This is a genomic window from Haloarcula sp. CBA1131 (assembly GCF_008728975.1).
Lineage (GTDB): Archaea > Halobacteriota > Halobacteria > Halobacteriales > Haloarculaceae > Haloarcula > Haloarcula hispanica.
In genome coordinates this window covers 269,562-285,444 of the sequence record NZ_RPCY01000002.1, presented here as the reverse complement: position 1 = coordinate 285,444, position 15,883 = coordinate 269,562, and the positions used below count along the sequence as shown (strand labels likewise).

15 protein-coding genes are annotated in these 15,883 nt (G+C 61.2%); 10 read left to right on the top strand and 5 right to left on the bottom strand.

Annotated elements, in window-relative coordinates; translation table 11 throughout:
* The first annotated feature begins 138 nt into the window (after nt 1-138).
* The 5 genes from Har1131_RS16630 to Har1131_RS16610 all read left to right on the top strand — a co-directional run bounded on the left by Har1131_RS16630 (nt 139) and on the right by Har1131_RS16610 (nt 2,891).
* Nucleotides 139-618 carry a pyridoxamine 5'-phosphate oxidase family protein gene (locus tag Har1131_RS16630; RefSeq protein WP_014031043.1) on the top strand — a complete coding sequence of 160 codons (480 nt, stop codon included), beginning with the start codon at nt 139-141 and terminating at the stop codon, nt 616-618.
* Between the two features lie 170 nt (nt 619-788).
* A complete protein-coding gene (locus Har1131_RS16625; RefSeq protein WP_008311793.1) occupies nt 789-1,211 on the top strand; it encodes a universal stress protein in 423 nt (140 codons plus the stop codon).
* 187 nt (nt 1,212-1,398) lie between these two features.
* Nucleotides 1,399-1,674, top strand: a complete 276-nt coding sequence (locus Har1131_RS16620; RefSeq protein ID WP_004595131.1) for a hypothetical protein — start codon at nt 1,399-1,401, stop codon at nt 1,672-1,674.
* Nucleotides 1,675-1,732: 58 nt separating this feature from the next.
* Nucleotides 1,733-2,293 (top strand): nitrous oxide reductase accessory protein NosL, encoded by a 561-nt coding sequence (locus Har1131_RS16615; RefSeq protein WP_050038368.1) that lies wholly within the window; start codon nt 1,733-1,735, stop codon nt 2,291-2,293.
* 70 nt (nt 2,294-2,363) lie between these two features.
* Complete coding sequence (locus Har1131_RS16610; RefSeq protein WP_023842989.1) at nt 2,364-2,891, top strand: helix-turn-helix domain-containing protein; 528 nt, start codon at nt 2,364-2,366, stop codon at nt 2,889-2,891.
* A gap of 2 nt (nt 2,892-2,893) precedes the next feature.
* On the opposite strand, the gene Har1131_RS16605 is transcribed toward Har1131_RS16610, so the two are convergent.
* Genes Har1131_RS16605 through Har1131_RS16595 form a run of 3 tightly spaced genes read right to left on the bottom strand, consistent with a single transcriptional unit; the run spans nt 2,894 to nt 6,338 of the window.
* Nucleotides 2,894-3,706: an ABC transporter permease gene (locus Har1131_RS16605; protein WP_050038370.1), complete on the bottom strand. Its 813-nt coding sequence runs from the start codon at nt 3,704-3,706 to the stop codon at nt 2,894-2,896.
* Complete coding sequence (locus tag Har1131_RS16600; RefSeq protein ID WP_050038371.1) at nt 3,703-4,428, bottom strand: ABC transporter ATP-binding protein; 726 nt, start codon at nt 4,426-4,428, stop codon at nt 3,703-3,705. The genes Har1131_RS16605 and Har1131_RS16600 overlap by 4 nt, the downstream gene beginning before the upstream one ends.
* Nucleotides 4,425-6,338: a NosD domain-containing protein gene (locus Har1131_RS16595; RefSeq protein WP_064289073.1), complete on the bottom strand. Its 1,914-nt coding sequence runs from the start codon at nt 6,336-6,338 to the stop codon at nt 4,425-4,427. Before Har1131_RS16595 ends, Har1131_RS16600 begins: the two co-directional genes overlap by 4 nt.
* Before the next feature lie 204 nt (nt 6,339-6,542).
* On the opposite strand from Har1131_RS16595, the gene fdhF reads away from it, so the two are divergent.
* Complete coding sequence (gene fdhF, locus Har1131_RS16590) at nt 6,543-8,594, top strand: formate dehydrogenase subunit alpha (protein WP_151104205.1); 2,052 nt, start codon at nt 6,543-6,545, stop codon at nt 8,592-8,594.
* A 155-nt stretch (nt 8,595-8,749) separates the two neighbouring features.
* Nucleotides 8,750-9,028, top strand: a complete 279-nt coding sequence (locus Har1131_RS16585) for a hypothetical protein (protein ID WP_007188438.1) — start codon at nt 8,750-8,752, stop codon at nt 9,026-9,028.
* 159 nt (nt 9,029-9,187) lie between these two features.
* Here Har1131_RS16585 and Har1131_RS16580 read toward each other — a convergent pair whose 3' ends face one another.
* On the bottom strand, nt 9,188-10,573 hold the full coding sequence (locus Har1131_RS16580) for a permease (protein WP_050038375.1): 1,386 nt from the start codon (nt 10,571-10,573) through the stop codon (nt 9,188-9,190).
* A gap of 178 nt (nt 10,574-10,751) precedes the next feature.
* Between Har1131_RS16580 and Har1131_RS16575 the strand changes: the two genes are divergently transcribed.
* Nucleotides 10,752-11,126 carry an SHOCT domain-containing protein gene (locus tag Har1131_RS16575; protein ID WP_007188436.1) on the top strand — a complete coding sequence of 125 codons (375 nt, stop codon included), beginning with the start codon at nt 10,752-10,754 and terminating at the stop codon, nt 11,124-11,126.
* A gap of 61 nt (nt 11,127-11,187) precedes the next feature.
* Here Har1131_RS16575 and Har1131_RS16570 read toward each other — a convergent pair whose 3' ends face one another.
* Nucleotides 11,188-12,297 (bottom strand): guanosine monophosphate reductase, encoded by a 1,110-nt coding sequence (locus Har1131_RS16570; protein WP_151104206.1) that lies wholly within the window; start codon nt 12,295-12,297, stop codon nt 11,188-11,190.
* A gap of 159 nt (nt 12,298-12,456) precedes the next feature.
* Here Har1131_RS16570 and Har1131_RS16565 point away from each other — a divergent pair, with 159 nt between their 5' ends.
* A complete protein-coding gene (locus tag Har1131_RS16565; protein WP_014031033.1) occupies nt 12,457-13,701 on the top strand; it encodes an ABC transporter substrate-binding protein in 1,245 nt (414 codons plus the stop codon).
* Between the two features lie 1,364 nt (nt 13,702-15,065).
* Nucleotides 15,066-15,782, top strand: a complete 717-nt coding sequence (locus tag Har1131_RS16560; RefSeq protein WP_014031032.1) for an alpha/beta fold hydrolase — start codon at nt 15,066-15,068, stop codon at nt 15,780-15,782.
* Nucleotides 15,783-15,883: the final 101 nt, after the last annotated feature.

Below are 15,883 nucleotides of genomic sequence, written 5' to 3'. Positions count from 1 at the left end.
ACGAGTATCGGCAGATTTCATAGATATAACAGTATCTGTGCCGTATTGTGAACAGCCACACCCTCTGAGAAGTCCGCTCTACTTTTTTTAGCGTGGGGTTGCATTCGTGATACGTAACTGGATGATCAGACGCGACCTATGACACTCGACCAATTAGAAGAGTACGGACTCGAACAGATGGACGACGAAGCGATTCGGGAATTCCTCGCCACACACTCGACCGGAGTCTTGGGGCTGCCGACGACAGACGTCCCGTACCTGCTACCACTATCGTACGGCTTTGACGACGGAGCCTGCCTCTATTTCACCTACCTCCTCGGCGAATCGAGCCGGAAAGCGGAACTGACTGAGCGAGCCGGCCGTGGCCGGTTTCTCGTCTACGACATCGACACCGCGTTCGAGTGGCAGAGCGTGATGCTCGCCGGCGATATCAGCAGTGTGCCTGAGGACGACTGGTCGGATATCACGGCGATGACACAGAACGCCTGGCGACCCAACACGCTCCAGACTGCCACCACCTCCGGCGGAGTCGCACTCTACGAGTTCGAGATAACGGATCTTGCCGGGATCCGACAGACCGGACTGGCACCCGACTTCCGGGAGAACATCGAACCGTGATTGCCACCGACTTTGGACGGGAATGACGTTTTAGCCGTTGTAAATACGATACGCGACACCTCCAAAAATCGAACGGATCGATATGTGGACGGGTACCCAATACAACAATAGATTATTAGCTTTTGATAATGGTCAGCGGATTGAAATAGGAAGCGGTGCATTCTTTTAGTATGTACGACACGATTGTGGTCGCGACCGACGGCAGTGCTGACGCGAACCGCGCAGCGACACACGCGCTCGAACAGGCCGAGCAACACGGTGCCGAGCTTCACGCCGTCTTTGTTGTCGATACGGACCGACACGCCGAGCCAGCCCTCAGTAGTATGGAACTGGAGACCATCGAAATCGAGGAATGGGGGAACGATGAACTCGCAGAGGTCGCCGAGAGGGGTGACGCGCTCGGCGTCGAGGTCACCACTCGCTGCTGTCACGGGAAACCGTACGTGGAGATCATCAGCTATGCCGACGAGGTCGACGCCGACCTGATCGTGCTCGGATACCACGGCCATTCTCACACGAAAACTGGCCAAATGGGAAGCGTGACCGACCGAGTCGTCCAGAACGCGGGACGACCGGTGCTGGTGGCTACCTGAGAGAGTTACACAGAGACCCTTTCAAACGGTCATACACCGGCGGAACTGTCTCAGAGCACTCACCTCGGCGTCAGGTACGGGCACAGCTACGACTGCGACCGAAACCGATTCCAGTGTCACCGTCTGATCTATGATCTGAGCGATGCTCCAACCGACGGCTGACTGGATTAGTCCCGGTCAATCCGCAATGTTAATCGCCGTGCTGGGACTCGCTACGCTCGGAACGCTGGCGCTGTTTTTCGTCGCGGCGGCCAGTACACACCGACGCCGGTCGCGGCCGTACGTTCTGTTGACTGTCGCTATCGGGTTGCTGGTCCTTCGGTCCGTGGTCGGCATCGGGACTGTCCTCGGGGCTGTCCCGATGGTAGTACATCACCTCACCGAACACGGGTTCGACTTCCTCATCGCGCTGCTGGTGCTGAGTGCGATCTACTCGGTCGCGCCGCCGAGCGTCCCCGACTGACCGGCGTTTCGACGGTCGCACCACGAACCATTTGGTGTCGTCTAGTGTACTATCTAGTATGTCTGACTATGCACCAGCGCTGACACGCCGGCACTTCATCGTCGGGACCGCGACAGTCGTGTCGCTCTCGGGGTGTCTGGGGACCAGTGAAGAGCTGGAACCGGTCGCCATCGAGAGCGGACAGAACTGTGACCAGTGTGGGATGGTCATCGACCAGCACCCGGGTCCAGTCGGCCAAACGTACTATCAGGACAACACGCCCGAGGGGCACGACCCACCAGCACGGTTCTGCAGTACGACCTGCACGTATCGGCATCGGTTCGCCAAAGAACAGTCGGGGTGGACGCCTGCGGAGACGTTCCTGACCGACTACAGTACAACCGACTACGATGTTCGGACTGATGGGGGCAAGACCATCATCTCCCGGCACTTGGAGTCAGAGGCGTTCGCTTCGACTGAAGAGCTCACAGTCGTCGCAAATTCGGAGATAGAGGGGGCAATGGGACCCGCTATCGTCCCGTTCAGCGACAGCACGGACGCCGAGTCGTTCGCCGAGGAGTACGGCGGCCAGACCCTCCCTGCCGAGGACATAACGCGAGAACTGGTGGGCGGGATGTAGGCGAGTTCCCGCGCAGTGAGAACGTCCGATACCCTGTTGTCCCGGAGGCTGGAAAGCCGTACTGAAGACTATGTCCACGGTTACTGAGCAAGTGCGTTCCCACGTCGAGTCCAAACCGGGGGTCCATTTCAACGCGCTTGCGGCAGATCTCGATATCGCGACTGGGCAGGCACAGTATCACCTGCGGAAACTGCGTCGTGCCGGCGACGTGGTTGCCGAGGAAATCCAGGGCAAGACGCACTATTACAGCCGGGAGTACGACCCCTGGGAGCGACGTGTGCTCGCGTTTGCCCGGCGCGAGACTGCGCGCACGATTCTCCTGCATCTGCTTGAAGCGGAGTCCCTGTCGGCAGACGAACTGACCGACCGGCTGGGAGTCGCCCGGAGTACGGTCTCCTGGCACGTTTCGGCACTGGCCGACGCGGGGATACTCGAAAAGTCGTACGGCGAACGGGGGCGTGTCGTCGTGGCCCTGGCCGACCCGGACGAGACGCGGCGGCTGCTCGCTGCAGTCCGTCCATCGCTCACGGACCGTCTCATCGACCGGTTCACGCGGCTGGTCGACGGCGGACTCGCGGCCGCAACGGACGACGGCTGAAATCAGGCCGCATCCGTCGCAAGCATCGCCCCCACGAACGTGAGTCCCCACCAGAATAGGAGCGAGAGGGCGGCGACCCACGTCGGGACGAACGCTGACCGGCCCGGAACAGCGACGTACAGGACCTGATCGAACACGAGTCCGCGATACGCACCCGCCGGAGTCATGGAGAGCGCGCCGCCGAGTGTGCCCGTCGTGACGCCGGTGTCGAGCGCTGCAAACACCGCGAGGTCACTGCCGACGGTGAGGACAAGCAGCCCGGCGAGTGCGAGCACGAGTGCTCGGCCCCGGCTTCGGGCGAGCGCCGACAACAGGAACGCGATAGTCAAGGACGTGAGCGCGTACAGGACCGTCAGTGCGATGAATCGGATGAACAGGAACGGGGAATCGACACCGCGGTGGCTCGCAAACACCGTCGTCTCCGGTCCTGCAGTCGTCGCTACGTTGATGCCCAGCGCCAGCAACGGGACGACAACAATAGTGATCAACAGCAGGGCACGGCCCGCGTACACCCCGCCGACGTACGACCACGTCGAAAGCGGGTAGGTGTCAAGTATGTCGAGTTCTCCCCGGACGGCGGGGTCGGCGATGGCGCGATAGCCGACAGCGAAGGCAAGCGTCGGTACGAGGACTTCGACGGCAACGAGTGTATCAACGACGGTGGGAACGTAGCCGCCGGCGGGGCCGCCACCGGCATGAGCGAGCCCGAACAGGACAATCCCCGTGACCAGCCCGAGCGCAAGATAGGTGCGTGTCCTGACCGCACTGCGGACTTCCCGCACGAAAACGGTCCAGAACCGGTTGCCCTCCGTCATGCCTGCTCTCCCTCCGGTGCAGCGATAGTGGCTCGGTCCTGTTCCAGAAGCGCTGTGAACGTCTCGTGGAGCGGCCCGCCGGTCTGTTCTCGCAGAGAGTCAACCGACCCGGTCCGCACGAGGCGGCCGGATTCGAGCACTACCAGTCGATCAGCTGTCTCCTCGACGAGCGGCAGTTCGTGCGAGCAAAGAACCACGGCACGACCGGCGTCGGCAATCGACTCGATGATGTCGAATATCAGTCGGCTCATTGCCGGGTCGAGACCGCTTGCCGGTTCGTCGAGCATCACGATGGGTGGGTCACCGGCCAGTGCCTGTGCGATTCCCAGGAGGCGCGTCATCCCCCCGGAGAGCCCGGACACGGGACGGCCGGCCACTTCTTCGAGGCCGACACGTTCCAGGAGCCGGTCCGGGTCGTCGTCGACGAGGTCCGCGTAGAACGCGGCGGTCTCCCGGACGCTAAAGCCCGGCCGGAAGGTCGGCCGCTGGGGCAGGTAGCCCAACTGTCGTTCGGCCTCCGGCCCGCTGTACGAGACGGTGCCGCTGGTCGGTCGCTCGACGCCCAGAAGCACGCGCAGGAGCGTCGATTTCCCGGACCCGTTCGGGCCGATGAACCCAGTCACGGCGTCGGACGGCACGTCGAGTGACACCTCCGAGACGGCTGTGACATCGCCGTACTTCTTCGTGACCTCGTCCGCCGTGAGGTACGTCTCCCCGGTCATGCTGCCTCCTCCATCGAGGTCTCGTTTCGAAGATGCCTGACGGCCCCGGGGTTAGCAGGGTCTGTCAGGGGTGCCCTGTCGACGATGCTTCCCCGGCGAAAGCCGGGCGTGGTGCCGCGGAGCGCCCGGAGCCCCCGGACACTCGGTGCCGCCCTGAGGACGACCGCAGCGTCGGTCTGGTGGAGACGGCGGTCGACAGAATCGGTGGGCGAGTAGGACTGGGCCAACACCGGGCCAGTCCCGCCAGTGAGATCGTACGCGCCGCTCCAGTAGTTCCCCCTGCCGTCGTGCGTGTACACGCGCAGCGGCCCCGGTCCCGAGACGGCGTGGCGGTCGTTGGCGATGAAATCGTTCTCGGTGACGATGTTCGACGGGACGACCGTCGATGCTCGCACGCCGATGTCGTTCCCGTAGAGCACGTTGTGCTCGTACAGGGACCGGTCGGCGTTTGTCGACATCGCCTGGTCGGTGTCGACTACCACGTTGTGCGCGATATAGCTCCGGGACCCAGCTAACATGACGCCACTGCCGGAGTGGCGCACGTCGTTGCCGACGATGGCGTTGGCCACAGGGTTCGTCATGACGACGACGCCAGCGTACTCCTGTCCCCGGGCGACGTTGTCCGCAACGAGCGACCGGGAGGTGTACATCAGGTGGACGCCGAAGCGATTGTCCCTGAACGTGTTGTTCCGGACAGCGGTCCCGTCGGCCCGGTGGAGGTAGACGCCGTCACGCCCGCCGTTGAACACCGAGTCCTGCACGACAATCGGGCCGTGCATCCCGATAACGCCCATGAACCCGTCTTGCCAGTCTGCCGTCCCGTTGACCGTGACATTCTCGACAACCGCACCGGGTGTCCGCCGCAGAACGACGCCGCTTGCGGGCGTCTCGGCGCTGAGGTTCGCGACGTACAGTCCGGACGCGTTGCGACCGGTAACGGCGGCGTCGCTGTTGCCGTAGGCGGTCGTCACGGTTGCGTCCCAGGCGCTATCGCTGGCGTTCGTCGGATCACCGACCGTCGTGTTTCCGACACCGACGATGTCGAACCCGGTGACACCGACCCGGTCGGCAGTCACGGTCACGACGGTGCCGCTCCCACCCCCGTCGAGCGTCGCTCCGGGGCCGCTGAGGGTGAGTGGCTTGTCTATCGTCACCTGCTCGTCGTAGGTCCCTGCCGGGACGACGACCGTCGTGTTCGGCGGGGCCGCATCGACGGCCGCCTGAACCGTCGGAGCGTCAGTTCCAACTTCGACCGAGACAGGCCGGTTTCGGCGTTCTCGCGCCGCCTGCACAGTGGCATCGGCATTGCTTCGGCGCGGGCCGACCTGCTTTCGGACCGCCGCCGCTTGCTTGAGGTCGAACGAACGAGTCTTGAGCGTCTCCCAGTCGATAATTCGTCCGCCGCACGTCTCCGCGAACGCCGCAGCGTCGTCCCGGTCGGCGAAGGGAACCACCGCCGGACCGGACGGCACCCTCGCTGGCCCGTCGACGACGTAGTGGGCCTGATTGGCCTCGACCCAGTCCGGCGGTGTGGCGGTCCGGAGAGAGCCGTCATCGCCACACCTGACCGGCCGGTCACTGTAGTCGGAAACGTACACCACGAGTGGATACCCGAACTGCTGCTCGTGTCCCGGCTCCGTGAGCGCTGTCACAGCCTGACTGAGGCCGACGTAGCCGACGACGTAGCGGTACTGCGAGTAGAAGACTTGCGCGCGCGGGACGCTGATACTCCGATTCCGGGCAATCTGTTCGTCGGCCGCCGTAACACCGCGTTGCACGGTGTTGTCGAACGCCACCGGTTCGGGGCGGGCGCTGGTGGTGTCGACGGCAAACGACGCAGCGAAAACCAGTGTACTGAGAACTACCGCGAGTAGCGCGAAGATTTGCACAGTCGTCAGGGCTGGTCGCATCTACTGATACTACGATCGACATCCCATTACAGTATGTGGTGTGGCTCTCGAAACTGGCGGCGCACCCGCAAGCACGGTCAGCCGCGACAGCCCGAAAACAGGTCTGGCACTGTTCCAAAAGTGAAGTTATTGACACACTAATAAACTCGCACAGGTTTTACCGGTCGGCTACTTGTATCTGCGTTCCGTTTGTTCGAAAGAGTAATGAGTGACAGTCAGGATCAAAACCCCCGGGCCGAGCAGACAGTCTGTCCGTACTGTGGCGTCGGCTGTACGATAGAATACGCGGGCAACGGGAAGGCGACCGGCACAGCGGGGCCAGTGAACACGAAAGGAGAGATCTGTCCCAAGGGCGGAGCCGCGTTCGACGTAGTCGAACACGAGGACCGACTGACCGAGCCACTGGTCCGTGAGAGCGGTCACTTCGTCACTGCTCCCTGGGAAACCGCCCTATCTCGCGTGGCCAACCGACTCGGGGAAATCATCGACCAGCACGGGCCAGACGCAGTCGAATTCTTCGCCTCGTCGAACTGCACGAACGAGGAGAACTACGTCTTTCAAAAGATTGCGCGGATGCTCGGCACCAACAACGTCGACAACTGTGCTCGCCTCTGTCATTCGTCGACGGTCGCCGCGATGAGCGGGCGCCTCGGTGCCGGGGCGATGACGAACACGCTCGATGATCTCGCAGAAACCGACTGTCTGCTCGTCACCGGCGCGAATCCGGCCGAACAGCACCCTGTCATTTTCCGTTCGTACTTTCTGCCGGCGATTCGCAACGGAGCTACGCTCATTCATATCGACCCGCGCGAGACGGACACGACCGATGCCGCCGACATCCACCTCGATGTCCGTCCCGGATACGACATCCAGCTCCTCAATTCGATGGCGAAAGTCGTCGTTGAGGAGGGACTCGTCGACGAGTCGTTCATCGAGGATCGAACGACCAGCTATACAGATCTGACAGCACATCTCGACGACGCCGACATCGAATCGGGTGCCGACGCAGCCGGTGTTGCCCCGGAAACCGTCCGGGAAGCCGCCAGAGCGTACGCCGAAGCCGACAGGGCGGCGATTGTCACCGGGATGGGGATGAGCCAGCACACGTCCGGGACCGACAACGTGCACGCGCTGTTGAATCTCGCGCTGCTGACCGGCAACGTCGGACGTCCGGGCACCGGCGTGAACCCGCTCCGCGGCCAGAACAACGTCCAGGGAGCCGGCGACGTCGGCGCGCTTCCCAACGTGCTCCCCGGATACGAGCCCGTTACTGATGCGGATGCACGACAGCGGCTCGCCGACGAATGGGGCGTCGAGCCGCCGAACGAACCCGGCCTGACGGAGACCACTGCGACACACCAGTTCGGTGACGCCGTCAAGGCTGCGGTCGTGTTCGGCGAGAACCCAGCCGTCACGGAACCGAACGCCAGTTCTGTCAGGGCCGGCTTCGGTGAACTCGATTTCTGCGTCGTCATAGACCTCTTCGAAACGGCGACCGTCGACCACGCAGACGTCGTGCTTCCGGGGAGCAGTTGGGCGGAGAAAGCGGGGACCGTGACTAACACGGACCGGCGAGTGATGCGGATGCGACCGAACGCTGACCTGCCCGGGAACGCCCGCCGTGACCTCGATATCCTCACGGACCTCGGCCGGCGGCTGGTCGGCCAGTCGGATGCGTTCGACTACGACGGCCCGGAAGCGGTGTTCGAGGAGCTAACGCGGGTCAATCCGCTGTACGCCGGCATGAGTTACGACGGCATCGGAGACAGCTACCAGCGGTGGCCGTTCCCGGCGGACGCCGATTCCGGCACCGACGTTCTCCATGCGGAGACGTTCGCCTCTGGCGAGCAGACGGCACCGCTGCTTCCGGTCTCGCCGACACCGCCGGCCGATGCCGTCGCCGAGGAGCAACTCGTTCTCACGACGGGGCGTGCGCTCCAGCACTTCAACAGCGGCGCGCTCACCCGCCGGTCGGAGACACTTATGCGAATGCGCGGAGAGGACGTGCTCGAAATCCATCCGGACGACGCTGCCGCTCGCGGTATCGAGGACGGCGATACTGTCGTCGTCGAGAACGGCCGGGGCAGCGTGACAGTGTCGGCGGCTGTGACGGCGGCCATCCGGCCCGGGGTCGTGTTCTGTACGTTCCACTATCTGGACCCGCTCGCAAACGCCCTGACCGGCGATGCTCTCGACCCCGTCGCCGAGATTCCCGAGTACAAGCACTCGGCGGTGACAGTGCGAAAGGCAGGGTAGTGGCACCAGTGAGAGACTGCTCGTACAGGTGGCCAATTCAAGCGGCTTGCGGAGCGTAGTCGACGCGCTCTAGTCACCAATAAAACAGTTTCTACGTTTCTCAATGCAGTGGATTAGTCGCAATAGTAATTCCTGTCCGACGCGTAGGTAAACGTATGTTAGATAGTCGAAACAGCCGCAAACTCAGTGCAGCAGTCGTACTTCTCCAAGGCGTCGTGACTGCGCTCTTCCCGCAGATAAGTGTCAAATTTATCAAAGCCATGATCGGGAAGAACTTCGACAATGCGTCCGAGTTGCAGGTGAAGCCAGCGTATCGCCGGCAGTTGCGCGCGGTTGGCGTTGGTATGGTCGCCGCAGCCGGTACGGATCTCCTGTTGCAGAGTGCTGGGGAGACAGACGACGACCTCCCCGCAGCTGACGGGGGCGACGAGTAACACGGTCAACAATACGGTTAAATCTGGGTAGTCGCGGTCCTAAAGACAGCAATTCAAATCCGCCACACAGCCAGGCCTCGCAACTTCTGTCTAAAGGTACTGCTGTGTACACACTGGCCGTCGCCGAAGCAGGTGTTGGCGGCTGTGACGAAACAGCCGTCAGTGGTCGTGTCCCTCCATCACCATCGGGTGTCCGGTGGCGTACGCGCCCGGGTTCGAATCGAAGGCGTCTCTGCAGGTCTGTGAGCAGAAATAATACGTCGTCCCCTCGTGGGACGCGCTCGATCCCGCCTCGTCGGTCCGCATCCCACACACCGGGTCGCGGTACTGCCCGGGCGCACCGAGGCCGCGGCGGTACACGTACAGGAGAAACCCAGAGAGCGCGAAGGCGATGAGGTTAAGGTAGAACGTGTAGTTGAGCTGGAAGTACGTCTGCTCGGTCGCCGTCTCCCCGCCGGCCAGATCCGGGACGATGCCGAAGGCGTCGAACAGCAGTTCCATGAGGAAGCCGGTGAACGCCATCGTCACGAAGAAGACACAAAGGATGTACAGCATGACCTTCCAGCCGTAGTACTTCCGGTAGACGTTCAACACGGGGATCGTGATGAGGTCGGCGTAGACGAACGCGATGACGCCGGCGAAGCTGATGCCGCCGCCCCAGAGTGCGACGGCGAAGGGGACGTTACCCATACTGCCGACGAAGCTGACGACGGCGATGGCGACGCCCATGATCGCGTTCTCGGCGGTTACGAGCAGGCCATCACCCTGGACGAACAGCGTGTTCCACACCCACTGCGGGACGAAGACGATGACGAACCCGGAGACGAGAAAGCCCGCGATGACGTCCTTCCAGATCATCGACCACTCCTTGCGGTACTGGTTCCCGATCTTGTACCAGCCGCCCCAGGACAGCAACTCCTCGCGCCACCCGCCGCGACTGGACGTCGTCTGCAGGTAGGTCTCCATACAGCCCTCCGAGCAGAACTGCAGCGTCTCCCCGCCGTCGGTCGTGAGTGTGTACTCGTCTGTGCCCTCCATCCCGCATGTGGGGTCCTCAGTTGCGCCCGACGCTCGGTCACGCTCGTTGAGCGTCGTACGCACTTCGTCGAACAGGGTCTCGGGGAGTGTGAAGTGGACGATGACGGCCATGACAGCGATGAGGATGAGGCCGCCGAGGAGTTCGGCGACGAGGAACTCCCAGCCCAGCAGAATCAGTATCATCAACCCGAGTTCGACGATGAGGTTCGTCGACGCGAACATGAACGCCAGGAAGTTCACCGCGTGAGCACCTTTCTTGAACAACCCCTTCCCGATGGCGACGGCCCCGAAACTGCACCCACTGCTCGCTGCCCCGAACGCGGTCGCTTTGGTGAGGCCGGTCAGATCACCGTCGCCCAGCACGTCTGCCATTCGCTCTTTCGAGACGTAGACCTGAACGAGACTCGTAATCGTGAGGCCCATGATGATCGCCCACGCGGCTGTCCAGAGGAATCCGACACCGATACGGAGGGCTTCAACCACCCCGTCGATCATCGTGGCCTGCATAACGGTACTATCGTAGGGGTCGTCTTTTGCAGTTTCCCTTAAGATATCGTGCCCTATAGCCGGCTTCAGCTGTGGAAACAAAAATATAGGGGTTCGATTCACATGAATCTAAGGCGCAACCGCATTGAACTATGACCACGTACGTAACAGTAGAGGCGGACCCACGGAGTGAACATATATGCCTGAAACTACGGACGACACACGGCTGGTCACGATCCTGCTCCTCATCATTGGTGCCTTCGTCATCGTTCCGATGGTCTTCATGGGCTTCGGGATGATGGGGTTCGGGCCGATGATGGGCGGTATGTGGGGCAGTGGAATGTGGGGCGGCGGAACGATGCCGGGCTGGATGTTCGTCGTCGGAATCGTGATGCGACTCCTGTTCCTAGCCGCCATTATCGGCGGTGGTTACCTCGTTTACAGGGCCGTAGTCGGCAGTGAGAATGACTCGGACCAAGCGTTCGAAGAACTCAAGCTCGCCTACGCCCGCGGAGAGCTGACTGACGAGGAATACGAACAGCGACGGGCGACACTCGAACGCGATACGGAGTGATTTACCGTCTCTTTTTGATGCCCTCGATAGGCAGCTAGCCTGTCCAGTCGTTGCTATCAGTTCAGTCGTCACTGTCGACAGTTGCTTCGGTGCCGGCGTCGCGGACCTGTGTGGCTTCACTCTCCACGTTGACGCCTTCCCAGTCGTGGTCCGTGTGGAACCCCTCGCGTTCTTTCGCGCTCTGGGCGACACGGATGAACTCCGCCTTGTCGCGGGCCGCAGCGATGGTGTGCCCGCCACAGTAGGAGAGCCCGGAACGGATGCCGGCACAGAACTCCTCGGCCACGGCAGCCACAGAGCCTTTGTACGGGGTCAGTGCTTCGACTCCTTCGTCGGCGCTGACGTTGTTCTGTTTGTCATCACGGTCCTCGGCCGCGGCGGTGGTCGCCATCCCTCGTGATCGCTTGTACCGCGTGCCATCGACTTCGACGACTGCACCGGGGGCCTCCTCCGTACCGGCAAAGAGGCTCCCGAGCATCACGGTGTCTGCCCCAGCCATCAGGGCTTTCACCGCATCACCGGACGTGCGAATGCCGCCATCCGCGCAGATAGTGACGTCCAGATCCTCGGCGGCTGTAGCACAGTCATCGACAGCGGTCAACTGGGGGACGCCGGCACCCGCCACTTTCCGGGTGGTGCAGTGCGACCCCGGCCCGATACCGACTTTGACACAGTCGGCCCCGGCGGCGGCGAGGTCTTCGACACCTGCGGGCGTCGCGACGTTGCCGGCGATGATGTCGGTGTCGGGGAATTCGTCGGCGAGGGTTTCGACGGCATTGAGCGTCCGGTCCAGGTGTCCGTGGGCCACGTCGACGACGAGCGCATCGACACCGGCCGCAATCACGGAAGCGCTCCGTGCGACGTAATCTTCGTTGATGCCGACGGCCGCACCGACCTGTTCGTCCGCTGCTTTCACCTGCTTTACTTGCTCGGCCTGTTCTTCGGGCGTAAGGAACCGGTGCAGCACCCCGAACCCACCTGAGCGCGCAAGCTCGGTTGCCAGTTCTGCCTCCGTGACGGTGTCCATCGCGGCGGAGACGAGCGGCGTGTCTAGCTCAACAGCGGGAGTAAGCGGCGTCGAGAGGTCGATGTCGCTCCGACTGTCGACCGGTGATCGTTTCGGGACGAGAAGAACGTCGCCGTAACTCAACCCAGTACGTAAGTCGTTCATACCCCGCTAACGGAGCCCCTCCTAGCACAAAAGCATCTCGGATTGTAGATGCCCTGCACGTGCGCGGCCACGACTCGTTCCGCGTGGCTGGGTTGCCATTATTTTTAGGCTGGGCTAAAAATCGAAGGTTATTTGTTACTTTAGGCTGGGCTAAAATCCATGGCGAAGACAGATCCGGACGAAACGTGGTCGACACGGAGGGAGTGCGTAAAGTACGGGACCACGCTGCTGACCGCTGGCTCGCTCGCGGGTTGTTCTGGGGCTTCGAGTGAGGCCACCGAGTCAGGGGAAACCAAGGCAGGACCCGACCGGTCTTTTTCAGGGACGATGGCACCGGTCGGCGAACTCAGACTCGAGTCGAACCCGGAGACTATCGTCGGCGGGTGGGGATTCGAGGAGGACATCCTGACTGCACTGGGGGAGGCCGACAAACTCATCGCCGCCGAAGGCAACCAGTTCTGGTTTACCGGGTTTTACGACCAGCTTCCCGGCGTAGACGTGCCCGACCCCGAGTCACTGGAGTTGGTCCGGACAGACGACTGGTCGCTCCGAACGGAGATGCTCTACGAACTCGACCCGGACCTGTTCGCTACTGACCCGAACCGGTTCATTTCGTACTACGGTGCTGACGAGGGCGATATCTCCGAAATTACCGATTCGATTGGGCCGTTCTTTGGGAACGCCAGCCGCCGCAAGCGCGGCGACGACTGGCCCACATGGCCCAGTGGTGAGTCCTATCCCTACTACGATATCCCCGAATTCGTCAGCAGGTACGGGGCACTGCTCGGAAAGCCCGAGACAGCCGCTGCTATCAACACTCTCTACGAGCAGGCGCTACAGGAAATGCGGTCCCGGGTTCCACCGGAGTCCGACCGTCCGAGCGTCGGATTGCTCAACGCACAGATAAACCCCGACAACGAGGGGTTCTTCCGTGCCTACAACCCCAGAACCGAGATCGACAAGGCGTACGGGAAAAAACAGTACAGAGATCTCGGCGTTGTCGACGCGTTCGAGGGCGAGTACGGTGGCCAGTCCGGGATTCAGGTCGACTACGAGGCGCTACTCGACATCGATCCCGACGTGCTGGTGTTCCACTTCGGCGTCAATTACCGCGACTGGAACGGCGAGGATGCGCTGAGAAAGACGGTCGAGGGGATGCGTGATAGCTCGCTGGGGCAGGAACTCACCGCCGTTCAGGAGGACGAACTGTACGTCGGCGGGTCAGCCTATCAGGGCCCGATCATCAATCTCTTCCAGACGGAGATGCTTGGAAAACAGCTCTATCCCGACGAGTTCGGGGAGTGGCCGGGCGAGATCACCGCTGGCGAGCTCCCGGCCATTCCCGAGGACGAACAGCTGTTTGACCGCGATGAACTCGCCGACATCCTCGCCGAATCGAGCTGAGGTGCCGACTCACAGTGACGGAGTAACGTGTTGTACCGTTGCCGTCGGTGCTCAAAAACAGTGATCGAGGTACGCAACTGACGAGCGGGACGTTCCTGTTGAAGCTGTCACCACCTGCTCAGCGGTGCTGAAACGGTGCGCTGACTGACGCGGCACACGCTTCTGCGAGAAGTTACTTACCATCGGTAGCGGCCACGACAGAGACAGCAGTTTCACGCTTTCGTAAGCAAGTACGGCCAAACAGGTTTTGGGCTCCTGCGGGAAAGCGGACGGCGGGTGGCAATGGGCACCTTGTGTGCCACCCACTGCAGTCAGAGGCACGGTGGGTTCTGGACCCGTGGGGTGGGGCGAGTGGCTCAAAGTAGGAAAGGCCCAAAACGGGGATCAGAACCCATGTCGATGTAATGCGCCGTTCGGCATATTTTTTGTGGTAACTCCTAACATAGTGGAAATTCCACGGAATACAGTCGTCAACGGGACGCACAACTCAGTCAATCACACGAAAGAATGGTACGTTGCTATGGGGGTGGGAGAAATGGGGTGCAACGTACCATCGGAAGTCGTCGATTTCGACGACGGATTCCAGCCCGAAGCAATCGTGTGGGCGAATCCAACGCGATTGGACAGGGCCCAGAACCCACCTAGCACCGATACGAGTGTATATAAAACGTTTGTGAAATCCCCACGCCGTCTGTTGGTTTTTATCGCAAGCCACTCATTTTTCACTAACTATTCAACCACGCGCGAGACACATCTGCGTTCCAGCAGCAAAGGAATGGTGGGCAGCCGGGGGGAGTGGCGTGCAACGGCACCATTTGGAGTCGTCAACCACGACGACGGGTTCTGGACCCGGACCGTTTGACGAACGTGATCGGATTCAATGGGGGAGCGGATGCGGGGACCAGAACCCTATCGAATGGAACGGACTTGGTATGAAAAATCGTTGTGACGTTTTATCCCATTTCATTAGCTCTGCGATGACTGAGCTTCCGCAATCGCGGCATCGAGAGGTGGACGATACTCCCACACAGCCAGGGAGGAGCCGTTACAATCACCGAAGCGACCGCCGGTTGTTGGCTGTAGCGTTGCGGAGGACCACGGCACTGGCCGTGTTAGCGGAGATCACACGACGGAAACTACCCACTGCCCATGTGTCGTGGGGTCAAGTACAGATCGGACCCGACAGGTAACCCACTGCTAGTCGGGCTGGCATTCGTACTGTCGGCTGTAAGTCTGTGAAGCATTTCGCCACCTCGGGGTGGCGAATATCTTGAAATAGTTACAATCGACAGTATCAGCTAAGCTCCGGATCATTCCGCTTTGCTACAACGGACTATATCACCTCTGCAATCCTACCGAGAGACATGGAACAACAGTTCGTTCTCGTCCCCGGAGCATGGCTCGGTGGATGGTGCTGGAAGTACCTTCACCCACTGCTCCGTGAGGAGGGACACGAAGTATATACACCGACACTCACTGGCCTTGGTGAGCGAGAACACCTTTCACACTGTGAGGTCGACTTAGAAACACATATTACGGACATTGTAAATGTCCTCGAATACAACGACCTCACAGATGTTGTCCTCCTCGGGCATAGCTATGCGGGCCTTGTTGTGACGGGAGTGGCAGAGCGAGTTCCCGAGCGGCTCAAACACATGGTCTACTTGGATGCGCTGATTCCAATGAACGACGATCCGGTTTCAGCAGCTGAATTCTATCCACTGGACGAGTGGAAAACGATGGAGGCAGCGGCCGAAGATCATGCTGGCGGCTGGCCTCTCCCAGATGACCATTCGGGCTGGGTGGGTATCTCGGACGAGGACACAGAGTGGATGCGAGAAAAAGCCGTCCCGCATCCACTGGATACGTTCAGACAGCAAGTGAACGTCGGTACCCCCGACGTATCGTTACCCACCAGCTATATACTTTGTACCCAGAGCGGGATGGACGGCTCCACCCTCGATATGATTCGGCAGTTGTGTGAGCAACGGGAGTGGCAACTCGGTGAACTGGACACGGGTCATTGGCCGATGGTGTCGATACCCCAGCAACTGTCTCATCAGCTTCTTGAGGTTCATTAGCGAGCAAAGAGGCCCACATATGTTCCTGTGTAAGGTAAGGGTAGATTCGTATCAGCATCGCATGGCAAAGAAATGAGGAATCGTACCCACCCTGGCCGAGC